General features: G+C 65.3%; 21 protein-coding genes. 7 read left to right on the forward strand and 14 right to left on the reverse strand.

All coding sequences use genetic code 11. The features are described from left to right. The first annotated feature begins 130 nt into the window (after window positions 1-130). Window positions 131-2,011 carry a 1-deoxy-D-xylulose-5-phosphate synthase gene (dxs, locus tag RFA01S_RS11470; protein WP_027496908.1) on the forward strand — a complete coding sequence of 627 codons (1,881 nt, stop codon included), beginning with the start codon at window positions 131-133 and terminating at the stop codon, window positions 2,009-2,011. Here dxs and RFA01S_RS11475 read toward each other — a convergent pair. The 8 genes from RFA01S_RS11475 to RFA01S_RS11515 form a co-directional block, all read right to left on the reverse strand. Beyond that, window positions 1,998-3,326: an MFS transporter gene (locus RFA01S_RS11475; RefSeq protein ID WP_037169892.1), complete on the reverse strand. Its 1,329-nt coding sequence runs from the start codon at window positions 3,324-3,326 to the stop codon at window positions 1,998-2,000. The two genes, dxs and RFA01S_RS11475, sit on opposite strands and share 14 nt — an antisense overlap. Window positions 3,327-3,425: 99 nt before the next feature. Beyond that, the gene (locus tag RFA01S_RS11480; RefSeq protein WP_032408308.1) at window positions 3,426-4,823 is read right to left on the reverse strand and encodes a sugar porter family MFS transporter; all 1,398 of its coding nucleotides are present in this window, start codon (window positions 4,821-4,823) and stop codon (window positions 3,426-3,428) included. A gap of 218 nt (window positions 4,824-5,041) precedes the next feature. Then, entirely contained in the window at window positions 5,042-5,788 is a 747-nt protein-coding gene (locus tag RFA01S_RS11490) for an SDR family oxidoreductase (protein ID WP_032408307.1), read from the reverse strand. 92 nt (window positions 5,789-5,880) lie between these two features. Further along, entirely contained in the window at window positions 5,881-6,741 is an 861-nt protein-coding gene (sigJ, locus tag RFA01S_RS11495) for an RNA polymerase sigma factor SigJ (RefSeq protein WP_032408306.1), read from the reverse strand. A 97-nt stretch (window positions 6,742-6,838) separates the two neighbouring features. Continuing rightward, on the reverse strand, window positions 6,839-8,944 hold the full coding sequence (locus tag RFA01S_RS11500; RefSeq protein ID WP_032408305.1) for a 3-hydroxyacyl-CoA dehydrogenase NAD-binding domain-containing protein: 2,106 nt from the start codon (window positions 8,942-8,944) through the stop codon (window positions 6,839-6,841). Further along, window positions 8,941-10,167, reverse strand: coding sequence for a thiolase family protein (locus tag RFA01S_RS11505; protein WP_032408304.1), 1,227 nt, complete (start codon window positions 10,165-10,167; stop codon window positions 8,941-8,943). Before RFA01S_RS11505 ends, RFA01S_RS11500 begins: the two co-directional genes overlap by 4 nt. Window positions 10,168-10,239: 72 nt before the next feature. Next, complete coding sequence (locus tag RFA01S_RS11510) at window positions 10,240-11,520, reverse strand: HRDC domain-containing protein (RefSeq protein WP_032408303.1); 1,281 nt, start codon at window positions 11,518-11,520, stop codon at window positions 10,240-10,242. A gap of 59 nt (window positions 11,521-11,579) precedes the next feature. Beyond that, the gene (locus RFA01S_RS11515; protein ID WP_239536507.1) at window positions 11,580-12,122 is read right to left on the reverse strand and encodes a DUF3000 domain-containing protein; all 543 of its coding nucleotides are present in this window, start codon (window positions 12,120-12,122) and stop codon (window positions 11,580-11,582) included. A gap of 221 nt (window positions 12,123-12,343) precedes the next feature. Between RFA01S_RS11515 and hemE the strand changes: the two genes are divergently transcribed. From hemE to RFA01S_RS11540, 5 genes are read left to right on the forward strand one after another with little or no spacing between them, the layout of a single operon-like run. Further along, complete coding sequence (gene hemE, locus RFA01S_RS11520; RefSeq protein WP_032408302.1) at window positions 12,344-13,417, forward strand: uroporphyrinogen decarboxylase; 1,074 nt, start codon at window positions 12,344-12,346, stop codon at window positions 13,415-13,417. Next, a complete protein-coding gene (locus RFA01S_RS11525; protein WP_032408301.1) occupies window positions 13,414-14,769 on the forward strand; it encodes a protoporphyrinogen oxidase in 1,356 nt (451 codons plus the stop codon). Before hemE ends, RFA01S_RS11525 begins: the two co-directional genes overlap by 4 nt. 5 nt (window positions 14,770-14,774) lie before the next feature. Continuing rightward, the gene (gene hemQ, locus RFA01S_RS11530) at window positions 14,775-15,470 is read left to right on the forward strand and encodes a hydrogen peroxide-dependent heme synthase (protein ID WP_032408300.1); all 696 of its coding nucleotides are present in this window, start codon (window positions 14,775-14,777) and stop codon (window positions 15,468-15,470) included. Next, on the forward strand, window positions 15,467-16,171 hold the full coding sequence (locus RFA01S_RS11535; RefSeq protein ID WP_235580079.1) for an HAD family hydrolase: 705 nt from the start codon (window positions 15,467-15,469) through the stop codon (window positions 16,169-16,171). The genes hemQ and RFA01S_RS11535 overlap by 4 nt, the downstream gene beginning before the upstream one ends. Next, window positions 16,168-18,489: a molybdopterin-dependent oxidoreductase gene (locus RFA01S_RS11540; protein WP_238325182.1), complete on the forward strand. Its 2,322-nt coding sequence runs from the start codon at window positions 16,168-16,170 to the stop codon at window positions 18,487-18,489. Before RFA01S_RS11535 ends, RFA01S_RS11540 begins: the two co-directional genes overlap by 4 nt. Here the strand turns inward: RFA01S_RS11540 and RFA01S_RS11545 are convergent. The 6 genes from RFA01S_RS11545 to RFA01S_RS11570 form a co-directional block, all read right to left on the reverse strand. After that, complete coding sequence (locus RFA01S_RS11545) at window positions 18,467-18,925, reverse strand: MaoC family dehydratase (protein WP_027496923.1); 459 nt, start codon at window positions 18,923-18,925, stop codon at window positions 18,467-18,469. The genes RFA01S_RS11540 and RFA01S_RS11545 overlap by 23 nt on opposite strands. A gap of 88 nt (window positions 18,926-19,013) precedes the next feature. Next, complete coding sequence (locus RFA01S_RS11550; protein WP_032408299.1) at window positions 19,014-19,826, reverse strand: polysaccharide pyruvyl transferase family protein; 813 nt, start codon at window positions 19,824-19,826, stop codon at window positions 19,014-19,016. A 125-nt stretch (window positions 19,827-19,951) separates the two neighbouring features. Continuing rightward, a complete protein-coding gene (gene msrB / locus RFA01S_RS11555) occupies window positions 19,952-20,380 on the reverse strand; it encodes a peptide-methionine (R)-S-oxide reductase MsrB (protein ID WP_027496925.1) in 429 nt (142 codons plus the stop codon). Between the two features lie 27 nt (window positions 20,381-20,407). Further along, window positions 20,408-21,685 (reverse strand): glycosyltransferase family 87 protein, encoded by a 1,278-nt coding sequence (locus tag RFA01S_RS11560; RefSeq protein WP_371829100.1) that lies wholly within the window; start codon window positions 21,683-21,685, stop codon window positions 20,408-20,410. 47 nt (window positions 21,686-21,732) lie between these two features. Further along, a complete protein-coding gene (locus RFA01S_RS11565) occupies window positions 21,733-23,307 on the reverse strand; it encodes an alpha/beta fold hydrolase (RefSeq protein WP_032370460.1) in 1,575 nt (524 codons plus the stop codon). Window positions 23,308-23,355: 48 nt separating this feature from the next. Beyond that, entirely contained in the window at window positions 23,356-24,141 is a 786-nt protein-coding gene (locus RFA01S_RS11570; protein WP_032370461.1) for a pyrimidine reductase family protein, read from the reverse strand. 34 nt (window positions 24,142-24,175) lie between these two features. On the opposite strand from RFA01S_RS11570, the gene zapE reads away from it, so the two are divergent. After that, window positions 24,176-25,189: a cell division protein ZapE gene (gene zapE / locus RFA01S_RS11575; RefSeq protein ID WP_032365070.1), complete on the forward strand. Its 1,014-nt coding sequence runs from the start codon at window positions 24,176-24,178 to the stop codon at window positions 25,187-25,189. Window position 25,190 lies beyond the last annotated feature (1 nt).

The following is a 25,190-nucleotide window of genomic DNA, read 5'->3' on the forward strand; positions in this document are numbered from 1 at the left end:
GCGACTGACCCCGGGCACCTGCCTACTCGACGGTAGTGTCGGCGAGACAATGCTGGACGGGGCGGCTGGGTGCAGCCACTCCGTAGACTGGTTTTTCGAATATGTTTTCCGGCCGGAGGGAGCGATCTCGTTGGGTGTCCTAGCGCGAATTCAGACGCCCGAGGACTTGCGCGACCTCGATAGTGCGGAGCTGGCCGAACTGGCTCGCGAGATCCGCGCCTTCCTGGTCGAGAAGGTATCGGCAACAGGGGGCCACCTCGGTCCCAATCTGGGAGTGGTGGAGCTGACTCTGGCGATCCACCGCACCTTCGACTCACCGCGTGATCCGGTCATTTTCGACACGGGCCACCAGGCCTACGTGCACAAGATGCTCACCGGACGCGCAGGAATGTTCGACACACTCCGCAAGCAGGGCGGGCTGTCCGGCTATCCGTCTCGGGTCGAGAGCGAACACGACTGGGTCGAGTCCTCGCACGCATCGGCATCCTTGTCGTACGCCGACGGGTTGGCCAAAGCGTTCGCCCTCAAGGGAGAGACCGACCGGCATGTCGTCGCTGTGGTCGGTGACGGCGCGCTGACCGGGGGTATGTGCTGGGAGGCGCTCAACAACATCGCCGCCGGCCGAGACCGGTCGCTGGTGATCGTCGTCAACGACAACGGCCGTTCGTACGCCCCGACGATCGGCGGTTTGGCCGATCACCTGGCAGCTCTGCGACTGCAGCCGGGATACGAGAAGATTCTCGACAACGGCCGCCGGATCGTGCGACGGATCCCCGTCGTCGGCCGCGCCGCCTACACGATGCTGCACGGCATGAAAGCGGGAGTGAAGGACGCCATCAGCCCGCAGGTCATGTTCACCGATCTCGGCATCAAGTACCTGGGCCCGGTGGACGGTCACGACCAGCACGCCATGGAATCGGCACTGCGCAGAGCCAAGGCGTACGGCGGCCCGGTCATCGTGCACGCGGTAACGCGCAAGGGCATGGGATATATCCATGCCGAGAACGACGTGGCCGACCAGATGCACGCCACCGGCGTCATCGATCCTGCGACCGGCCTCGCCCGATCCAAATCGGCTCCGGATTGGACGTCGGTGTTCTCGGCGGCGCTCATCGAGCAGGGCGAGCAGAACGAGGACGTCGTGGCCATCACCGCCGCAATGGCCGCGCCCACCGGGCTCGCGGCGTTCGGGGTGCGGTTTCCGGACCGAATGTTCGACGTGGGTATCGCCGAGCAGCATGCGATGACGTCGGCCGCCGGGCTTGCGCTCGGCGGCATGCATCCCGTGGTCGCCATCTACTCCACGTTCCTCAACCGCGCGTTCGATCAACTGCTGATGGACGTCGCCCTGTTGGGTCTTCCCGTCACCATCGTGTTGGATCGCGCGGGAGTCACCGGTGCCGACGGCGCGTCCCACAACGGCATGTGGGACATGTCTCTACTCGGCATCGTTCCGGGCATGAAGGTGGCAGCGCCCCGAGACGCCGCCACTCTTCGAGAGGAGCTGGCCGAGGCGATCGCCACCTCGGACGGCCCTACGGCACTTCGCTTCCCGAAGGGCGCGGTCACCGAAACAGTGCCTGCGGTGCGCAGGTTGGACGGAATACTCGACGTGCTGACCGAGCCGTCCGAGGCCACCGGCGACGTGCTGATCGTTGCTGTCGGAGTGTTCGGGTCGCTCGCCCTCGACGCCGCGAAAAAGCTCGAAGCAGAGGGTATTTCGGTTGCCGTCGTGGATCCACGCTGGGTGCTCCCGGTCCCGCAGTCGCTGCTCAAGATGGCCGAGGATTACCGGTTGGTCGTCACCGTCGAGGACAGCGGCCTGCACGGCGGGATAGGTTCGACGCTCTCGGCCGCGCTGCGCGGTGCCGGTGTCGACGTGCCCTGCCGCGATCTCGGTGTGCCGCAACGGTTTCTGGACCACGCATCGCGGGAGCAACTGCACCACGAGTTCGGACTCACCTGCGAAACCGTGGTGCAGCAAGTTTCGCATTGGGTCAAGAGCCTCTGACGGCGTCGGCCGGCTCCGCCTCGCTTCCGACCACGACGCGGCGGCCGGCCACCGCACCTGCTGCAGCCATGGGGATCGTCACCACCAGAAGAAACACAATCGACGGTTCCCACCGCTGCGTCGCCGAATGAACGGCCCCGCACACCAGCGGACCGGCAGCAGCCAGCACGTATCCGACCGTCTGCGCCATGGAACTGAGCGACGCAGCATCACGGGCGTTCGAGGCCCGCAGGTTCATCAGCGTCAGCGCGAGCGACAACTGCCCGCCCTGGCCCAAACCGAGCAGTACCGCCCACACCAGGGCCCAGGAATCGGCCGACGACACTATCCCGAGCAGGCCCACGCACGTCGGTAGCGTCACGGCGACCGCCAACGCGCTCTGATTCCCCAACCTTGTCGCGAGGCTCGGAACCGTCAATGCAGTCAGCACGCTGCTGACCGACAATGCCGTCAACAGCAGACCGGCATCACGCGCGTCCACCCCGCGGTCACGAAAGATCGTCGGTAACCACGCGATCATCGAATACGCCATCAGCGACTGCAAACCCATGAATGCCGTCAACGACCACGCCACGGGCGATGTCAGAACCCCCGTGCGACTCCCAGGAGCGTCGTCGGGGAGTGTCGCCGACCCGGCAACCGACCGCCCGCGCGACAGCGTTCGCCCGAAGATCGCCATACATCCGGCGGCCAACACGACCGGAATCGACCACAGCCCCAGAACAATCCGCCAACCACCGTCGAACGCCTCGGCCAACGGAACGGACACTCCCGACGCCACTCCCGCACTGGCGCTGATCACAGCGGTCAACACCCCGGTCAACAACCCCAGTCGTCGCCCCGCCGCCGCATCGGATTCACCTGCCGAACTCCACTCCCTGCCCCTGGGTCGTTCCGACAGGCTCCACTCCCTGCCCCTGGGTCGTTCCGACAGGCTCCACTCACGCACCACCAGACGGACGAAAACCGGACCCAACACATTCGCCACCGCGATACCCGCCGCCGCGACGAGAGTGCCGACCACGAGGATCGGCCACGACGGCACCGCGCGTACAGCTGTGCCGACGGCCACCAGGAACAGGCACACCACGAGAACGTGCGTGACCTGGGCGCGGCGCACGAAATAGCGTGCGGTGGCGGCGAATACACCGAGGCAGATCACCGGACCCGTAGTCAGCAACGCCATGGATGTCGAGTTCGCGGAGTAGAACTCGGCGATGTCGGAGGTGAGTGCCGACGTACTGCCGAACAGCAGGCGCAGGCTCAGTCCGAACACCACGACGGTGCCCACGGCGCATGCGATACGAAGCTTCATGTCCTACTTTCGACGGCAGATCGACCGACAGAGTGCACCCCCACCCTGCCTTATCGGTCGAGAGAACCGCGGACCCGCCGTCGTTCGGGCAACCTCGATTCAGACGCCCATCTCTTCGAGTTCCATCCCTTTGGTCTCGGTGATCTTGTATTTGACGAAGAAGAAGGAAAGGAGAGCGAACAGTGCGAAGAACGAGTAGATGAAGCCGAGTCCGATGGTGTCGGACAACGGCGGGAATGCCAATGTGATGGCGAAATTCGCTATCCAGTTCGCGGCGGTACTGATGCCCAACGCCACTGCACGCATTCGATTGGGGAACATCTCTCCGAGCATCACCCACATGATCGGTCCCCATGTTGCTGCGAAGAAGACCACGAACAGATTTGCGCCGACGAGCGCGACCGGGCCCCACGGCGACGGCAATTCCAGTTGGTCGCCGCTTCCGACGGCTTGCGTGAACGAGACTGCGGCCAGGACCAAACCGACGAACATGCCGATCGAGCCGATCATCAACAGATTTCGGCGACCGAATCGATCGACGAACAAGATTGCGACGAATGTCATCGATACATTGATGACGGACGTGATCACCGACGTGACGAACGATTGATTCTCGCTGAAGCCCACCGATTTCCACAGCGTCGTCGAGTAGTAGAAGATCGCGTTGATCCCGACGAACTGCTGCAGAATCGCCATTGTGATACCGACCCACACGATCGGCTGCAGACCGAATTTGGGGCCTCGGATATCGGCGAACGAGGATTTGGATTCTCGCCGGAGAGTCAGGCGAATTTCCCGGATGCGTTCGTCGGGATTCACTTCGCCGGTGATGTCGCCCAGAATGCGTGCAGCTTCCTCGTCGAGGTGTTTACCCACCAGATACCGAGGTGATTCTGGAATGAGTGTCGCGAGAAATCCGTAGACCAGTGCGGGCGCGACCCCGACCAGGAACAAACACCGCCACGCTTCGAGGCCGAACCACAGATCGTTCGACGGTCCGCCTGCCGCGTTCTGAAGAACCGCATCCGAGAGCAGCGCGGCAAAGATTCCGACGGTGATTGCCAATTGCTGCAGCGATGCCAATCCACCGCGATAGCGAGCCGGTGCTATCTCCGAGATGTACGCCGGCGCGATCACCGACGCAATTCCGATACCCAGCCCGCCGAGGACCCTCCACAACATCAGATCGGGGACGCTGAAGGCGAACCCGGACCCCACCGAGGAAATGGTGAACAGCGCAGAGCCGAGCAGCATCACCTTCTTGCGGCCCCAACTGTCGGCCAGGCGACCGGCGAACCAGGCCCCGACCGCGCACCCGAGGAGTGCGATTGCGACCGCGAACCCCGTGACGAACGAGGACAGAGCGAAATTCTCCTGGATCGAGTCGACTGCACCGTTGACGACGGACGAATCGAATCCGAACAGAAACCCGCCGACAGCGGCGGCGATGGTGACTCCGATGACCTTTGCGGTGTGCCGATCGGTCGATTGCGTCATGGCATGAACCAGCTTTCGGGTGAACAGCGTCCATGGTGGTCATCGCCATCTTCGTCCTCGCACACACGGAATGGGAGCGAAATCGCCTCGATATTCGTGGCGTGCAGCAATCCAATTGCCGAAATAGGTGAATTGTCCGATATTGCGCTGTCGAACTCGAAGTTGCGGACGGAAAACTGCCGTAAGTCGTCCATAACTTCGAGTTCGGCGGCAGGTGGCTATCGCGCCTTGGTGGCCGACCACTGATCGAAGGTCTGGAAACCGTGATCCGAACCGGTCGTGGTGACCAACGTTCCGTCGCGCATCGCCCGGCCGTACGCCCCCGGGACGGGAACTTCGAGCACCACGCCACGGGCACCGATGGCACGTGCATAGCGCCGCACCATCTCGGCCATCCGTTCGTGTCTCGGCCCGCCGAGGTCGGCAACGCGGCCCGCGGGGGAGTGCTCGGCCAGATCGATCAATCGATCGGCGACCTCGCGGGCGGCGATCGGTTGCGAGACCATCTTCGGGACGATGCTCACCGGACCGAACGACGCGCGTGCACGGATCTGAGCGGCGAATTCGTGGAACTGAGTGGCTCGCAGGATCGTCCACGGCACCGACCCGGACCGAATCATGTTCTCCTGCTCGGCTTTTCCGGCGTAGTACGAGTGCGGAGCCTTGTCTATCCCCACGATGGACAGCGCCACATGGTGGCCGACTCCGGCCTCGATCTCGGCCGCCAGCAAGTTGCGGGTGACGGCGGAGAAGAACGCCGTCGATTCCTTCGCCGAGACCGTTTGTGTCGACGCGACATCGACGACAGCGTCGACGCCGGCCAGAGCGTCGGACAGGCGGGTCCCGTCGACGAGGTCGACACCGGCCGACCGCGACAGCACGACGACCTCGTGCCCACGCTCACGCGCCACGTCGACGACATGCGTTCCGACGGTACCTGTTCCACCGGCTACGGCGATCTTCATCGTGTGTCCACCTGTCCTGTTCGGAGTCGATCGGCTCGAGAAGTTCGGGCCTCACCTGCACTGACGACGTAGCCCACGAGAATGTATGGCCGTCACGACCAGTGTCGAAGTTTCTCCGGGTTCAGCACGATCCACACGTCGGTGACCACGGCGGAATCGGTGCGGAAACCGATCACACCGGTGACCACACCGTGTCGGCGAAGGACTATCCCGGTCAGGCCGTTGACCGATTCGATCGACCGGTCGAGGTCGGTGGACTTGACGGTGATACCCCGAACGAAGCGGGCGACTCGATCGGCCCCGCGAACCGGGTTGCGGGCCGCCGACACCCGTCCGCCGCCGTCACTGACCAGGGTGATGTCGGGGGCGAGCAGTGCGACGAGCGCATCGAGATCTCCGCCGGCGGCGGCAGCCACGAAAGCGCGGACGACGCGGTCGTGGGTGTCGGGAGCGCTGGGGCCGCGGCGATCGTCGTGAACCCGTCGCCGGGCGTCCGAGGCCAGTTGGCGGCAGGCGGCGGGGGTCCGACCGAGAACGTTCGCGATGTCGTCGAATGGAACCGCGAATGCATCGTGCAGCACGAACGCGACACGTTCTGCGGGGCTCAGTGAATCCAGAACGACGAGCAACGCCAGGCCGACGGACTCGTGGAGGGCGACACGGTCGGCCGGGTCCGATGTGCCGTCGTTGCCGGTCGCAAGGGCTCGGACGGGTTCGGGAAGCCATTGCCCCACATAGTGTTCCCGGCGTACGCGGGCGGATCCGAGCAGGTCCAGACAGATGCGGCCGACGACGCGGGTGAGCCACGCACGGGGGACGTCGATGGCGTCACGTTCGGCGTCTGTGAGTCGGTACCAGCGGAGCAGCGCTTCCGATGCTGCGTCCTCGGCGTCGCTGTAGGAACCCAGCATTCGATAGGCGATGCCGATCAACCGACTGCGTTCGCTGTTCATCGGGTCAGACCTTATCCCGACACGAAAAAACCGAGTTCGAGGTTGTGGACGAAAATCCGGAGAAATCCGTCCATAACCCCGAACTCGGCGGGTAGAGCTAGACGCTGGCTACACCGGGCGCGAGGAAGCGCTGACCGGTCGCGGCCTCGGACGCTCCGCTGCGATCCAGGTACGGAGTGATACCGCCGTTCCAGAATCCGAAGCCGCCGCCCAGCAGCAGGCAGAGATCGATGTCCTGGGCCGCGGCAACGACCCCTTCGTCGAGCATGATCTTGATCTCGTCGGCGAAGGCGTTGCGGGTTCGCTCGAGAACCTGTTCGGCCGTCGACGGTGAATCACCCTGCGGCCACAGTGCGGCCACCTCGGGGTCGACGACCTGGCCCTCGGGTCCGTAGGTCCACACGCCCGGCTTCTTCGCCTCGACGAGCGCACGGAATCCGGCGGAGTCCTTGAATCGCTCCGGGTACGCCTCGGCCAGCGTTTCCGCGGTGTGCAGAGCGACGGCCGGTCCGACGAGCGCCAGCAACGTCAGCGGGCTCATCGGCATGCCGAGTTCGCCCACTGCGCCGTCGGCCACATCGAACGGGGTGCCCTCGTCGATCGCGCTGATGATCTCGTTGGACGCACGAGTGACCAGCCGGTTGAAGACGAATCCGGGGAGATCCGCCGACAGCACGGCAGACTTCTTCAGAGTTTTCGCGGTCGCGAATGCTGTTGCGAGAGTGGCATCGTCGGTCTTCTCGCCCTTGACGACCTCGAGCAGCGGAAGCACCGCGACCGGGTTGAAGAAGTGGAAGCCCACCACGCGCTCTGGGTGCTTCAGGTCGGCCGCCATCTTCGTGATCGACAACGACGAGGTGTTGGTCGCGAGAATCGTTTCGGCAGAGACGAATTCTTCGACCTCGGCGAACACCTTCTTCTTGACGTCCAGGTTCTCGAACACGGCCTCGATGACGAAGTCGGTGTTCGCGAATGCGGACTTGTCGATCGATCCGGACACCAACGCCTTCAACCGATTCGCGGCGTCGGGGGACAGGCGCTTCTTGCCGAGCAGCTTGTCGATCTCGCTGTGAACGTAGCCGACGCCCTTGTCGATGCGCTCCTGATCGATATCGGTGAGAATCACCGGCACCTTCAGCTGGCGCACGAACAGCAACGCGAGCTGGCTGGCCATCAGACCAGCACCGACGATGCCGACACCGGAGATCTTGCGCGCGAGCGACTTGTCGGGCGCACCGGCGGGACGCTTCGCGCGCTTCTGAACCAAGTCGAAGGCGTACAAACCGGCACGCAACTCGTCCTTGACCAACAGCGTCGACAGCGCGTCGTCCTCGGCCGCGAAGGCCTTGTCGAGAGACGCGGAATCGGTGATGTCGGTGTTCTTGGCCAGCTCGAGCAGGTCGACGGCAGCGACCGGTCCCGGTGCGAAATTGCCGGTCTTGCCGGCCACGATGCCCCGGGCACGGGCGATGGCGTCGTCCCAGGCCTGCCCGCGGTCGATCTCGGGACGGTGGGGGACGACCTCGCCATTGATGACCTGAGCGGCCCACGCGAGGGACTGCTCGAGGAAGTCGGCTCCGCCGAAGAGGGCATCGGCGATCCCGAGGTCGAGTGCCTGCTGCGGCTTGAGGACGCGGTTCTGGTTCAGCGCGTTCTCGATGACGACGGTGACCGCGTTCGAGGCCCCGATGATGTTGGGCAGCAACTGAGTTCCGCCCCATCCCGGTACCAGGCCGAGGAAGGCCTCGGGTAGGCCGAGCGCGGCGGCGTTCTCCGCGACGGTCCGGTAGTGCGAGTGCAGTCCTACTTCGAGTCCACCGCCGAGTGCGGCACCGTTGATGAAGGCAAACGTCGGAATCGTGCTTTCGCGCAGGCGACGGAACACCTTGTGGCCGAGCTGCCCGATTTGCAGCGCCTCGTCCTTGGTCTTGATGTTCGGCACACCGTTGAGGTCGGCACCGACGGCGAAGATGAACGGCTTGCCGGTGACGGCGATGGCCACCGGGTTCGCTGCGAACGCTTCGTCCAGTGCGGCGTCGAACTTGGCGAGTCCGCCGGGACCGAAGGTCGACGGCTTGGTGTGATCGAAGCCGTTGTCCAGGGTCACCAGTGCGATGGAGCCGTCGAGCCCCGGTACGGACACGATCTTGGTGAACGCGTTCGTGACTACCTCGTCCTCGAACGCCGTCGTGAAGTCACTCATGCCTTGGCTCCTGAGTAGTCAGCGTGGTTGGGGTTCTCCCAGATGACGGTGCCGCCCATGCCGAGACCGATGCACATGGTCGTCAGGCCGTAGCGGACGTCGGGTTGCTGGGCGAACTGACGGCTGAGCTGCGTCATCAGGCGGACGCCCGAGGAAGCGAGGGGGTGGCCACACGCGATGGCACCGCCCCACTGGTTGACGCGGGGGTCGTCGTCGGCGATGCCGTAGTGCTCGAGGAAGGCGAGAACCTGGATGGCGAAGGCCTCGTTGATCTCGAACAGGCCGATGTCGTCGATGCTCAATCCGGTTCGGCCCAGCAACTTTTCGGTTGCGGGAACCGGGCCGATGCCCATGACGGCGGGATCGACGCCGGCGAAGCTGAAGCCGACCATCCGCATCCCGATGTTCAGGCCGAGCTCGTGCGCGGTGTCCTCACCGGCGAGGATCGCCGCGGTGGCGCCGTCGTTCAGGCCGGCGGCATTGCCTGCGGTGACGCGACCCGCGGGCCGGAACGGTGTCTTGAGCTTGGCGAGATCGTCGACGGTGGTGCCGGGGCGAGGCGGCTCGTCCTCGGTGGCCAGGCCCCACCCTGCGGCGGACTTGGTGGCGACGGGCACGAGGGTGTCGGCGATGAAGCCGGCCTTCTTGGCGGCGTCGTACTTGTTCTGGCTCGCGACGGCGTAGGCGTCGGTGCGGTCTTTGGTGATGCTCGGGAACCGGTCGTGCAGATTCTCGGCGGTGTTACCCATCACCAGTGCGCTGGGATCGACGAGCTTGTCGGCGAGGAAGCGCGGGTTGGGGTCGACGCCTTCACCCATCGGGTGGCGGCCCATGTGCTCGACGCCACCGGCGATGACGACGTCGTACTGGCCGAAGCCGATGCCCGATCCGGTGGTCGTCACCGAGGTCATCGCACCCGCGCACATGCGGTCGATCGCAAATCCCGGGACGCTGCGGGGGAGCCCGGCCAGCAGCGCGGAGGTCCGGCCGATTGTCAGGCCCTGATCGCCGGTCTGTGTGGTCGCGGCGATCGCGACCTCGTCGATGCGCTCGGGAGGAAGGTTGGGGTTCTTGCGGAGAAGCTCGCGTATCGCTTTGACGACGAGGTCGTCTGCGCGAGTGTCGGCGTACATGCCCTTGGGGCCTGCCTTGCCGAACGGGGTGCGGATGCCGTCGACGAAGACAACATTCCTCTGTGAGCTGGTGGACGGGGGTACAGACACGCTTTTCGATCCTCCCGACAGATGCGGACGACTCGTCCGGGTGCCCGGACGCGCCACCCACTGTAGCGGGTATTACCCGTCGGTAACTTGGGAAGGGTGCAGTGCCTTCGTCAGAACCGGCACCACCAGCGAGCGTTGCCACGGCCGAGCCCCACCCTCGGTCAACCGAGCGTCGATCATCTCGCCTGGGTCGACGCCGTCGTCGTCGGGAGTCTGCCAATCCCACACGAGTCGCCGAAGTAGATCCGGCATGAGTAGGTTCTCGACCGGTACCGACACCGATTCGCTCAGCTCGGTCATCGCCGCTCGCACATCGGCGAGTCGGGCCGCTGCGTCCGGATCGCGGCGGGCCCATCGGTTGACCGGTGGCGGCCCGTCGAACGATGCCGCCATCGACGGCAATTCCGCGGTGGGCAGCGCCCGTGCTCGGGTCAGGGCCGAGGCCCACAACCGAGAGGACCGACGCTGACGGGGGCCGCCGAAGACGGGTAGCTGTTCGAGTTCGCGTGAGGACTTCGGATCGGCCGTCGCCGCGGCGACGATCGCCGAGTCGGGCAACACCCGGCTCGGTGCCACATCACGCTTGGCCGCCAATTCGTCTCGCGTGGTCCACAATTCGCGGACGGCAGCCAACGTTCGTGGTGACTTGATCGCATGGATTCCCGATGTCCGACGCCATCTGTCGGTTTTCGGTTTGGGCGGGCCCAGGGCGAGGATGTGGGCGAACTCCTGTGCTGCCCACTCGGTTTTGCCCTGTGCCTCGAGTTCGGTGGCCATCGCGTCTCGCAGCTCGAGCAGAACTTCGACGTCGAGGGCGGCGTAGTTGAGCCAGGTGTCGGGGAGGGGTCGGGTAGACCAGTCGGCCGCGCCGTGCCCCTTCTGCAGGGCCAGGCCGAGGGTTCGCTCGACTATCGCACCGAGGCCGACGCGGTCGAATCCGGCCAGGCGGCCGGCGAGTTCGGTGTCGTACAGCGTGGCGGGGACGAGCCCCAGTTCGGCGAGACCGGGCAGGTCCTGGTCCGCGGAGTGCAATACCCATTCGAGCGGGTTGATGACCTCGGCCAGGGGTGCGAGGTCGCCGGTGACGGGAATGGGGTCGAGCAACACGGTGCCTGCGCCGCGGCGGCGGAACTGCACGAGGTACGCACGTTGGGAGTAGCGGAAGCCGGACGCGCGCTCGGCGTCGACAGCGAGGGGCCCGTGGCCTGCGGCAAGTGCCTCTGCGGCTGCGCGAACGGCATCGGCGGTGTCGACGACGTCGGGAACCCCGTCAGCGGGGGCCAACAACGGAACGGCGACAGGCTCGTTCGCTTCTACATCCGACGCGGCGTCCGGGGAACTCTCGGCTGACATGAGATGTGACTCTAGGCCCTGGGGCCCAACGGACCGGCAACTATGTACGACTGGAACTGCTATGTCCGACTGGAACTGCGCTGCCCGAGGGTGGTGATGCCCGCGGGCGGCAGGCCCGCGGCGTAGGCGAGCACCTCGCAGAACGCCTCGACGTGGGTCGAGAGATCCTCCGAGGTCGCCGTCCAGGACGCGCGAAGTTCGAGTTGGTGAGCCTTCGGCGGGCCGGCGATGTCGCCGTACCGAACCGAGCTGGTCGAGGTGACCGTGCCGCCGAGCGCGTTCAACGGTTCCGATCGCGATTCGAGGGCATCGACCAGCCAACTCCAGCCGACCTCGGGGAGCAGTGGATCGTCGGCGAGGGACTCGTCCACGTCGGCCTGGATGTACGCGACCAGGCGGTGAGTGCCGTTCCAGGCCTCGGCACCGTCGGGGTCGTACAACAGGATCAGACGGCCGAACGCGTCGCCGTCGCTCTGTTCGTCGATCTGCTCGGAGTCGGCGTGCTTGACCTCGGCACCGATCGCATAGCTGTAGGGAGCGAGTCTCTGCGGCGGCCGAATCGGACCGATTTCGATCGCCGGGTGTACCTGCGCCCGATGCATCGCGTCGATGGCGGCGCGGAAAGGCGCAGGTTCGGCGTCAGATCGGTGCTCGGTCACGTCACCGGACGTTAGACGCGTCACGTTGTCCTGCGATGGAGGCGCGCCGAGCCGTGATCGAACTGCGCCGAGCGTCCGTCGAACGATCCGAGTGTCCTGAACTGCGATGAGTGTCTCGCCCTCGAGGGTAGCGGCGGTTGTCGCACGTGGCAGCATGGACGGTGATGAACGCCGAATCGCACACCGCAGCCCCCGCCCGACGAGAACTTCCGGAGGCACCGTTTCTGGCCGCGATCGACGGCCGACCGACGTCGAGGCGGCCGGTGTGGTTCATGCGTCAGGCCGGCAGGTCCCTCCCGGAATACCGCAAGATCCGTGCAGGCATCGGGATGTTGGACTCGTGCTTCCGGCCCGATCTGGTCGCCGAGATCACCCTGCAGCCCGTACGTCGTCACGACGTCGACGCAGCGATCCTCTTCTCCGACATCGTGGTTCCGCTCAAAGCCGCGGGCATCGATCTCGACATCGTCGCCGGTACCGGACCGGTGGTTGCGCATCCGGTGCGTTCGGCTGCGGACGTCGCGGCTCTGCCCGTCCTCACCTCCGACCAGGTGCGGCCGGTGGCCGACGCCGTCCGCATTCTCACTCGTGAGCTGGGAACCACCCCGCTGATCGGATTTGCCGGCGCACCCTTCACCCTTGCGTCGTACCTGGTCGAGGGTGGTCCGAGCCGCAATCACGAGAAGACCAAAGCTCTGATGCGGTCCGACCCGGCCACGTGGCACGCCTTGCTCGACGCATTGGCCTCCACCACGATCACCTTTCTGCAGGCCCAGCTGGCTGCGGGCGTCGACGCCGTTCAGGTGTTCGACTCCTGGGCGGGTGCACTCTCGCTCGCCGATTACCGCGAGTACGTATTGCCGCACTCGACACGAGTGTTCGACGCCGTGTCCTCGGCCGGCGTCCCGAAGATCCACTTCGGGGTCGGCACCGGAGAACTGCTCGGTGCCATGGGCGAGGCCGGTGCCGACGTGGTCGGGGTCGACTGGCGGATTCCGCTCGACGACGCGGTGCACCGGGTGGGCCACGGCAAGGCTCTGCAAGGCAATCTCGATCCCGCAGTGCTGTTCGCGGGCTGGGACGCAGTCGAGGCCGAGGTCCGACGCATTGCTGCCGAGGCGGATCGTGCGATTGCGGCCGGTGCCCGCGGCCACGTGTTCAATCTCGGCCACGGCGTGCTTCCCGATACCGATCCCGACATCCTGACTCGGGTCGTCTCGTTGGTGCATTCGTTGTGACCGTCCGGCGTTACGCCGTCGTGGGCGGCGGAATTTCCGGCCTCGTCGCGGCGTATCGCCTGCGGCAGGCGTGCGGGCCCGACGCTGAGATCACCGTGGTCGAGGCATCGTCCCGGGTGGGCGGCACCCTGCGCACCACCTCCGTCGGCGATCAGTCGCTCGATGTCGGTGCCGAGGCGTTCATCGGGCGCCGTCCGGAGGTGCCCGCCCTGCTTGCGGAACTGGGGCTTACCGAACAGCTGGTGCACCCGTCGACGGTGCGACCGCTCGTCTTCTCCGGTGGACGCACTCATCCACTTCCGGTGGGCACCCTGATGGGTATCCCGTCGTCGGCGGAGTCCGTCCGAGAGCTGGTCGATCCGTCCGAGCTGCACATCATCGACACCGAGACCGAGCGGCCGTTTCGATGGGTCCGGGGCTCCGATGCCAGCGTGGCCGATCTCGTGGGCACACGTTTCGGGAACCAGGTGGTGAGCCGTTCGGTCGATCCACTGCTCGGCGGGGTCTACTCCGGTTCGGCGAGCTCCATCGGTGTCCGTGCTGCGCTGCCGACGCTGGCCGCTGCGTTGGACAACGGCGCGGCGAACCTGACCGAGGCTGTGCTGAAGGCACTCCCGACTCCGTCCCCGGGGCCGGTGTTCGGTGGACTCCGGGACGGCTACGCGGTGCTGCTCGACGCCTTGGCTACAGTCACCGACGCTCGCGTTCTGCGCGAGACGAGCGTCGGCGAGATCCGCCGTGAGTCGGGCGGCTGGTTCGTCGATCGGGTAGGTGTGGTCGACGGGGTCGTGCTGGCGGTACCGGCACCGATACTGGCCGATCTCATCGCAGACCTCGCACCGGACGCGTCGCGCGCGGCCCGTGAGATCGAACTCGCGTCGTCGACGGTCGTGGCCATGGCGTTTCCGACGTCGACCGAGCTGCCGCAGAATTCGGGAATTCTGGTGGCGACGGACGCGGGGCTGGACGTGAAGGCGTTCACGCTGTCCAGTCGAAAGTGGCCGCACCTGGCCCAGCGTGACGCGGTACTGCTGCGAGCCTCGCTCGGGCGTTTCGGCGACGACACTGCCGCGCAGCGATCCGACGAGGACACGATCGACGTTGCGCTCGCCGACCTGGCCACGGTCGCGGGTATCGACACCAGGCCGCTGGCAGTGACCGTCCAGCGGTGGCCGGGCGGATTGCCGCAGTACGCTCCCGGACACCTCGACCGCGTCGCCGCCATCGAATCCGGAGTGTCCGAACTCGCCGGGCTCGCCGTGACCGGAGCGTGGCAGCGCGGCGTCGGGGTACCGGCCTGTATTGCGTCCGCCACCACCGCTGCCGCCCGTCTGGTCGAGGTGGCACGATAGGGGCCATGGCACGCCTCGATTACTCAGCGCTCAATTCGACTCTTCGGTACTTGATGTTCTCGGTCTACAAGGTCACACCCGGGGTTCTGGGCGACGACCGCGCGGCCGCTGCGAAGGAAGCCCGGGCATTCTTCGAGGGCCGTGAGGACAAGGGTGTCGTCGTGCGCGGGGTCTACGACATCGCCGGCATGCGGGCCGATGCCGACTTCATGGTGTGGACGCACGCCGAACGCGTCGAGGACCTGCAGGCGACGTACTCCGACTTCCGGCGCACCACCGCGCTGGGCAAGGCGAGCACGCCGGTATGGAGCAACACTGCTCTGCACCGCCCCGCCGAGTTCAACAAGAGCCACGTGCCTGCGTTCATCGCGGGCGAGGATCCGGGCGCGTACATCTGCGTGTACCCGTTCGTCCGCTCGATCGACTGGTACCTGCTGCCCGACGAGGAACGTCGGACGATGCTCGCCGATCACGGGAAGGCAGCACGCGACTACAAGGACGTGCGCGCCAACACCGTCCCCTCGTTCGCGCTCGGTGACTACGAGTGGATCCTGGCTTTCGAAGCCCCGGAGCTCGACCGCATCGTGGACCTGATGCGCGATCTCCGGGCCACCGAGGCACGCCGACACGTGCGCGAGGAGACGCCGTTCTTCACCGGCCCTCGGGTCGAGGTGGACGCGCTCGTCGAATCACTACCGTGACGGGGACGGACACACCCATCGTCGACGCCGTTCTCTTCGACTTCTCCGGCACACTCTTCCGACTGGAAGAGGAGCCGTCGTGGTTCGACGGTGTGCACGATGCCGACGGCGTTCCGGTCGACGGAGCCGGAGCCGCCGAGCTCATGCGACGCATGACCGCTCCGGTCGGCGAGACCGTCGAGTTCGACGACGCCACTCGGCACGCATGGCGTCATCGCGATCTGGATCCGGCCCTGCATCGGCAGGCGTATCTGCACGTTCTGGCGCAGTCCGGCATCACCGCCGAGGCACAGGCCGAATCGGTGTACGGACGAGTCATCGACGCCGACTCCTGGACGCCCTATCCCGACACGGAAGCGGCACTGTCGACATTGGCGGGACGGTCGATTCGCGTCGGGGTGCTGAGCAACATTGCCTTCGACATCCGTCCGGCGTTCACTGCCCGGGGCCTGGACCGGTACGTCGACGAATTCGTGCTCTCGTTCGAGGTCGGGCACGTCAAACCGCAACCGGAGATCTTCCGACATGCGGTGGCCGCTCTCGGCGTCGAGCCCGCGCGGACGCTGATGGTGGGCGACAGCGCCGAGGCCGACGGCGCGGCACAGGAGATCGGGTGCAGTTTCGCACTCGTCGATCCGGCGCCGACGGCCGAGCGTCCCGACGCACTGCTGGCAGCGTTGAGCGCGTTCGGGATTCGATGACCGGAGTGACCGGCGTCCAGCACATGGGCCACTGGGGGATGTTCCGCGCCGACTCGGACGGACGTGACGTCACCGCGATTCATCCTCAGGTGACGGACAGCAATCCTTCCCCGGTGCTGGGCAACCTCGTCGGCTCGGTGACCCATCGATCCCGCGTCACCTCGCCTGCGGTACGCAGGGGCTGGCTCGAGAACGGTCCCGGCCCCACCGACAGGCGCGGTAGCGAGGAGTTCGTCGACGTCTCGTGGGACGAGCTCACCGACCTGTTGTCGCGCGAGTTGCGCCGCGTGGTGGACACATTCGGCAACAACGCCATCTACGGCGGGTCGTACGGTTGGGCCAGTGCCGGCCGCTTTCATCATGCGCAGAGTCAGGTACACCGCTTCCTGAACTGCATCGGCGGCTACACGCGATCCGTGCACAGCTATTCGCTCGGTGCGACCGGCGTCATCATGCCGCACGTGCTCGGCGCGCACTGGAAGATGTTCTCCCGCTCCACATCCTGGTCCGTGATCGCCGAACACACCGAACTGCTGGTGGCGTTCGGCGGAGTTCCGGTGAAGAACACCGGCATCAATCACGGTGGTACGTCGGATCATCCGACCGTCGGTTCGCTCGACGCGATGCGCGCCCGCGGCGGGCAGATCGTCACCGTCGGTCCATTGCGCAACGACATGTCGGGCGAGGCGCGGTGGATCGCCCCACGGCCCGGAACCGACGTGGCGATGATGCTGGCTCTGGCATACGTCCTGGCCGACGAAAAACTGCACGACACAGCGTTTCTGGAGAAATACTGCGAGGGTTACCCCGAGTTCGAGCGCTACCTTCTCGGTGTCTCGGACGACACTCCCAAGACCCCGCAGTGGGCGTCGGAGATCTGCGGTATCGAGCCGTCCGTAATCGCAGAGCTGGCACGGGACATGGCGTCGATACGCACGATGGTGACCGTCACGTGGTCCCTGCAACGTACGCAGCACGGTGAACAGGCTCCGTGGATGGGCATCACGTTGGCAGCGATGTTGGGCGAAATCGGCGTGCCCGGTGGGGGATTCGGACACGGATACGGCTCGATGAACGAGCCCGGCCTCGCTCCTGTGCCCTATCCGTTGCCGACACTGCCGCAGGGAATCAATCCGGTGGCCGATCTGATCCCGGTCGCAGCTGTCTCGGACATGCTGCTCAACCCAGGGCACGAATTCGACTACGACGGCCGACGTTTGGTCTATCCCGACATCAAAGTGGTCTATTGGGCGGGCGGCAACCCGTTTCATCACCACCAGGATCTGGGACGATTGCGCCGGGCACTCGGCAGGCCCGATACCGTCGTCGTCCACGATCCCTACTGGACGCCGATGGCCAAGCACGCAGACGTCGTAATCCCGTCGACCACATCGCTGGAACGGTCGGATCTGAGCTGCACACGCAACGATCCACTGCTCGTGGCCATGGCGCCGGCTGCCGAGCGATTCGCCGATTCGCGCGACGATTACGACACTTTCGCGGAACTCGCTATGAAACTCGGTGTGGGGCAGCAGTTCACCGAGGGGCGCACGTCACAGCAATGGCTCGAGCACATGTACGGGCAGTGGCGCGAGTATCTGCGGGCCGACGGCGTGCAGACCCCGGAATTCGACGACTTCACGCGTGAGGGTTCGTTCCGGATGAAGACCGAGGACGAGTTGACGTTTCTGGAGGATTTTCGCCAGGACCCGATCGGCAACGCGCTGCGGACACCGAGCGGCAAGATCGAGATCTTCTCGGCGACGGTCGCGGGGTTCGATTACGACGACTGCCGAGGGCATCCGATGTGGTTCGAGCCGCAGGAGTGGCTCGGCGGGGCGCGGGCCGAGCAGTTTCCTCTGCACTTGATCGCCAACCAGCCGCGCACCAGGCTGCACAGTCAGCTCGATCACGGTGCGGTGAGCCGGAATTCGAAGGTTCAGGGCCGAGAGCCGATTCGAATGCATCCGTGTGCGGCGGAGGCCAGGGGAGTGTCGGACGGCGATGTGGTGCGAGTGTTCAACGACCGCGGTTCGTGCCTGGCCGGTGTGGTCGTCGACGACGCGATGCTCGAAGCGGTAGTTCAGTTGTCGACCGGGGCCTGGTACGACCCGCTCGATCCGGCTGATCCCGATTCGATGTGCAAGCACGGCAGCGTGAACGTTCTCACCGCCGACGTCGGGTCGTCGTCGCTCTCGCGAGGGTGCACCGGGCAGCACGTGCTGGTGGAGATCGAACGCTACGACGCGCCGCTGCCGCCGATCACTGCGTTCGATCCACCGGTGACACGATCGGTCAGAACACCACCCGCGAGATGATCTCGGCAACCAAGGCCGGCTTGTCCTCGCCTTCGATCTCGAGCGTTGCGGTCGTCACGATCTGCAACGCTCCGCCCGACGCGTCCTCGACAGAGGTGAGGGTGGTCCGCAACCGGACATGGGATCCGACCTTGACAGGGTTGATGAAGCGAACTTTGTTGGAGCCGTAGTTGATTCCGAGTTTGGTGTTCTCGATGGTGTAGATCTGCCAGTTCAGCATCGACACGAGCGACAGACTCAGGAATCCGTGGGCGATCGGCGCGCCGAACGGGCTCTCTTTTTTCGCTCGTTCGACGTCGACGTGGATCCACTGGTGGTCGCCGGTGGCGTCGGCAAAGGTGTTCACCCGTTCCTGGGTGATCTGGAGCCAGTCGCTGGTTCCCAGTTCTTCGCCGACGGCCGCCTTGATCTGCTCTGGTGAGGTGAAAGTGCGCATGCTCACAGTATGCACCGTCGCAATAGGGCGCTCGAAAGCGATCATGTGGGAGCGAATGATGACCGGCTCGAGTGTCGGCCTGTCGAATTCAGGCTGTGTAGGGCGGAGCGAAAGGAAAGGCTCCGATCAGTTTGTTCTGAATTTCTTTCAGATTCGGGACCGGCCGATATTCGTGCTGTAGCTGCGCGATTCGATCGTGATCTCGCGCAAGGTCCGACGAATGCTGGACAGCTTCTCGGTCGAAAGCAGAGTAATAATCGTCGAATTTGTATCCGTTGCCGCCTATGTCTTGCGGCAGCTTTATCCATGCGTTGGGGATGCCGTACGAGTCTGCGACGATCAACCCGTGCAGACTCGTGGACATCACGAAGTCACATGCAGTGATGTCGGCGATGACCTTGGCCGGCTTTCTGGACGGGTCGATCAACGTGACGCTCTTGTCTCGCGCAAGCGAGCGCACTACGGGATCCTTCTTGTGCACCCAGTGGTAGACGAGGCCGATCCGGCCGGGTACACGTGGGGAGCGTGCATAGACTCTGTTCGCCAGCAGCCCGGGGTCCCCGACCGCGACCTCGCGCTCGGACTTGATGCGTCCCAGCGACAGATGTCCGCGAACCGCGTAGAAGTCGAAATCGGGGTAGCTGAAGTCTCGTTCGTGGGCGGCGTCACTGAGCATGAAACCCGAGCCCCAGACCTTGAGACCCTTCCGGGCCTGCATGAGCTGGACCATTTCCAGGGTGGAACCTGCCCCGATCATGTCGCAGCGCTTCGCGCGACGCCAGGAACACTTCTGCCCGAACAATGTTCCGACCAGTCCCGGCGTCAATTCGTCACCGAAATTGGGTGTGACGCCGGTGATTTTCACCTGGCGCCACCAGAAGGTCTTGATCGACGTGGCCACAACCCCAAAGCTACCCTAACGATCGGGTCAAGCAGAGGTAATCTCCGGAGTTCGCGGCTCGGTTTCGACGCATCCTCAGCACAGGTTCGCCGAGTGCGCGGCGATCCCCGGGATGTCCGGACCGATCAGGATGCAGGCTTGAGCACCAGAGAAATCGAGTTGATGCAGTACCGCTGGTCGGTCGGGGTGGGGTAGCCCTCGCCCTCGAAGACGTGGCCGAGGTGGCTGTGGCAGTTGCGGCAGACGACCTCGACGCGGCGCATACCGAGGGTGGTGTCCTCTTTCAGGATGACGGCGTCGCTGTCGGCCGGGTCGAAGAAAGACGGCCATCCGCAATGCGATTCGAACTTCTCGGTGCTGCGGAACAGTTCGGCTCCGCAGGCGCGGCACTCGTAGATGCCTTCGGTGGTGGTGTCGGTGTATTCGCCGACGCCCGGGCGCTCGGTACCGGCCTGACGCAGAACCGCGTACTCCTCGGGTGTCAGCTTCTCCCGCCACTGCGCGTCGGTGAGCTGGACGGCCGGAGCGGCATTGTTGTCTGTTGCTGAACTCATGCTGACACGCTAATACGATTTGCCGGGTTATGCCGTTTTCGCTGGTGACGCGGTCGGTAATAGGTAGTTGGGCTCGATTCCCTCGTCGAGCCGTCCCTCTGTTCTCGCGGCGAACCAGCGTCCGACGAGCACTCCGAAGATCACGACGATCAGCAGCGCCCAACCGAAGGTGGTGCGGAGATAGTCGAGGGCCCGTCCGGTTTCGATCCACCGTCCGGACAACCAACGATCGGCGTTCATGAACCCGTAGATCGCGAGCCAGGCCGGCCAGTTCCGGAGTAGCGAGTTCCTGAGCACCACCGTCATGAGCAAGGGGAACAGCATCATCGAGTAGTACATCTGGCCCAGTGAGCCCAGCAGCCAGTGCGCGGTGAGGATCAGGCCGGAGGTGGTGGCGAAGAAGAACAGTCGATCTTCTCGGCAGTACCGGTAGAGCAACCACAGCGAGACCAACACCATGATGCCCAGGACGGCGCGGATGCCGAGGGTCAGGAACTCGGGCACTCCGTAGTAACGGCCGTTGCCAACGACAGCGCTGTTGAAGTAGTCACGCGTCTGCAGCAGGTACGGCAGCGTCCGATCGATGAAATTTTTGGGATCGACGGACAACGGCCAGGCAATGGCCATCATCACCACCGGGATGGCGATCGAGGTGATGAACACCTTCCACTGTCTCGTCATCAGGGGGAGCAGCAGCAGTGGTGCGAGCATCGGCTTGATCGCCAGGGTCAAGCCCATCGCGACACCGGCGGACAAATCCTTGCGCTGCAACAGGAATCCGAGAAACGCCGCTTCGCCGAGGAGTACGAAACCGTTGAAGTTGGTGAACACCAGTGTGTTCGTCACCGTCTCGCTGACGAAGGCAGCCAGGAGCAGGGCGGGTGCAGCCACCGAGTCCAACCGGAAGCCGAAGATGCGCAGCAGGATGTACAGCGCGACGAGGATGGCCACGGTGCTGGCAAGGATGAACAGCCAGCGAGAGCGCTCCGGGTCGATGATGGCGATGGGGGAGAGCAGCATCGTCGCGCTCGGCTGGTACAGGTAATGAGGATCGACCGAATCGAAGTTCGCGGTGTACACCGGCTGCCGGTTGAGGAACGCGAGAGCTGCGTTGTACACCGGGTTGAAGTCGTTGGTGACATCGCCGTTGACCGCCCTGATCACCACCCGATGCACGACGGTCATGATGGCGATCGGCCAGAGCGCGTACTTGATTACTTCGGCGGTGGTCCGCCCGGTACGCGGCTCCAGAAAGCTAAGTGACACCCGCGAACGGTACCCGAGACGGTCGGTGCGCCCGTTCAGGACACCCCGCGGGGCCCGTGTCTTTCGCGGCCCTCCGAGGAGTCGAGTCAGGCCGGACAGACGGTGCCGTCGGTCGGAAGCGTCGTGTCTCGCGCGTAAGTGACAGCAGCACTCTGCAGGCACTGCGACCCGCCGATGCTCGGATGCCCGCTGCCCTGCCAGGCGGCGGAGGCGACGGCGGCACCCGTCGCACCGATCAGGCCGGTGACCGAGGACAGGCCGCCGTTGCCGACGATCGGGTCGCCGGCGTTGGACAGAACCAGGACCGGAACGTCCAGCGAGGTGGGTAGTGGGACGGAGGGAGCCGTCGGCCAGGACGAGCACAGCAATGCCGTCAGGGCAGCGTCGGTTCCGTAGATCGGGTAGCGGTCGGTCCACCCCGTTGCCAGGTCGCGGACGCCCTGCGGAGAAGGCCACTGCTGCCCGTCCGTGCAGCGGGCGACGAACTGGCCGTCGGTGCCGTACGCCGCCCGGCCTCGTTCGGCGAGCGCTGCGAGCGCAGTCGTGTCGGAGGCGGCGGCAGCGGAAAGCGTCGAGGACAGATCTCTCGCCCGCGTCGACGCGTCTCCCGCGGTCGAAGCCAGGGCAAAGGTGATCGCGTCGAGAACTTCGTGTGTGGACAGCGGTGCGAACTCGCCGCCGGCGGCGCGCTTGATCAACTGTGCCACTGCGGCCGTCGGGTCACTTCCGAGCGAGCAGTTCAGCGCGACGCAACGCTGTGCGAAGGCAGCGAACGCCGCTTCCTTGCCCTGAGTTCGCTGCTCGGCGAGCGTTGCCTGGTCGGCGTTGACGCCCGTCGGCGAATCGAGGATCAGGCGCGCGACGTTGTCGGGAAACTTCGCGGCGTAGGCCATGGCGGTGAGAGAACCGTTTCCCGCTCCGATCAGGCCGATCCGGTCCACGCCCCACAACTGTCGAAGCCGATCGAGATCGTCCGCGGCGTACCCGGTGCCGAAGGCGAGCTCCTGCGGCTGCAGGGTGTCGGTGCATTCGATGGTGGCGTCGCGTCCGGCGTCGACCGCGCGGTCGACGGAGTCCGAGTCGGATCTGGAGAACTGTCCCAGGGCATCGACGGCAGCCTTGGTAGGCGCCTGGGGTGTGTCGTCGATGCAGTCCACGGCCGTCGAGCGTCCGATGCCGCGGCGATCCACGGCAACGATCGGATGTGCCTCGAGCAGCGTGGCGAGTGGGCCGGCGGCCATCGTGGCCAAGGTTGCGATGGACGAACGATCCGAACCGGACGTGAACACCAGGGGCCCGGCATCGACGGGTGTCCGGTCGAGTTTGGCCCGAAGCGCCCCGACGGCGAAGGTGCCGAACATCTGACCGCTGGCGTCGACATCGGCCTCGTACTCACCGCATTCGAGTGTCAGGCCCGGCGTGGTGGCGGTGAGCCCGAACATCCCGAGAGTGGCCGAGGTGCACTCGGACCAATCGAGGTCGGTGGTCGGAACATCGAGTGCAGCCGGTTCGGGCGGGGTTGCGGGCGACGACTCGGCGGGCTGACCGGGCGAGCGCTGCTCCACCGCCACTTCGGGACGGATCGACGGGCCGCCTCCACAGGCCGCGCAGACCGTGGCCACGAGGAGTACTGCGGCGAGCAACGAACGTTTCTGCGTCACGGTGCGAGGCTATCTACTTTTGCTTCGCTGCCGCGCCCGCGTCTCTCGTCACGGCCGCACCCAGCGGGTCAACAGCGTGCCGTCGGTGTCGCCGAGCACGAGTGCGCGCTGCATGGACGTATCGGCGGCGTGTGCGGCATGGGCGATGCGGCCGGCAGGCCCACTGATCACCTTCGGTGAGATCGTCAGGCATACGTCGTCCGCCGCCCCGTCGGACACCAGCTGACCGAACAGTCCTGGTCCGCCCTCGCACAGCACGCGACCGAACCCGAGCTGGGACAGAGACTCGACAATGTCGGTGGTCGACACCGATTCGCCGGACACCTCGAGCACCGTCGCCCCGGCCGTCCGGAGTTCGCCTACCGCAGAGCGGTCCGCCGCGGCGGACGTGAGCACCACCGGCATCACCGCTGTGTCCGTCAGTAGGCGAGACCGCGCATCGATGGAGCCGGAGGCGGTGACGACCACGATGGTCGGCACCGATTCCTGACCGTTCGCCTGCCGGCGAGAGATGACATCGGGAGACAGGGCGACCCCGCCGTAGTTCTCTCCGCGCACGGTGCCGGCGCCGACGAGCACCGCATCGCACAGCTCACGCAGGATGCCGAACAACCGGGTGTCTGCCGGGGTGCCCAATCCGGCCGAGGCACCGTCGGAGGTGACGGACCCGTCGATACTGGAGACGAAATTGGTACGGATCCACGGTCGGCCCACATCGGTCGGGTAGGCATACAGCGATCGCAGACCGTCGTCGTCCACTTCCGTTCCGATGGCGGGGAGCGCTGCGGCGGCCTGCTCCGATGTGAAGTAGGTCCCAATATCGAGAAGCTGCATGAGTCACATGAGACCACGTCGTTACGCTCGATCAATGCCCGCACGCCTTGTCGACCGAAATCCCGTGGTCCCCTCCGATCAGCTGATCGCGCAGATGGTTCCGCCGGCGATGTTCGACGACGTCAGCTTCTCCTCGTACATTCCCGATCCCAAGGAGCCGACGCAGGCCGCTGCGGTCGCGAAAGCCGAGGAATTCGCGAACAAGGTGCAGAAGATTCGCGGCAAGGGCAAGCGCGGGCTGTTCGGTAAGAAGACCCCGGCCACCGGTGCGGGGCTCTACCTCGACGGCGGCTTCGGCGTCGGTAAGACCCACTTGCTGGCCTCGATCTATCACAGCGTCCCCGAACCGAAGGCGTTCGGCACGTTCGTGGAGTTGACGCACGTCGTCGGTGCATTGGGCTTCAACAAGGCTCTCGAAGAGCTCTCGAACCACAGTGTTCTGTGCATCGACGAGTTCGAGCTCGACGATCCGGGCGACACGATGTTGGTCTCGCGACTGCTGTCGGAGCTCTCGCAGCGCGGCGTGTCCATCGTGGCGACGTCGAACACCCTGCCCGGCCAGCTCGGCGAAGGCCGCTTCGCGGCCGAGGACTTCCTGCGGGAGATCAAGAAGCTCGGTTCGATCTTCGAGTCCGTCCGCGTCGACGGTCCCGATTACCGGCACCGCGATCTGCCGCCGGCCCCGGAGCCGACGTCGGAGGCCGAGCTCGTCGAGCGTGCCGACGGTATCGAGGGCGCGACCCTGGACGACTTCGACGACCTGCTGGCGCACCTGAGCACGCTGCACCCGTCGCGCTACGGCAAATTGTTGGACGGTATTCCCGCGGTGTTCCTGAAGAACGTGCACCCGGCTTCCGATCAGGCAATTGCGTTGCGACTGGTCGTCCTCGCCGACCGCCTGTACGACGCGGGTATTCCGGTGACGGCCTCGGGTGGCAAGCTCGACGAGATCTTCACCGAGGAGATGCTCGCGGGTGGTTACCGGAAGAAGTACCTCCGTGCGACGTCCCGTCTGCTCGCACTGTCTCGTTTCGCTGCCGTCGGCTGAC

It is taken from the genome of Rhodococcoides fascians NBRC 12155 = LMG 3623 (assembly GCF_001894785.1).
Lineage (GTDB): Bacteria > Actinomycetota > Actinomycetes > Mycobacteriales > Mycobacteriaceae > Rhodococcoides > Rhodococcoides fascians.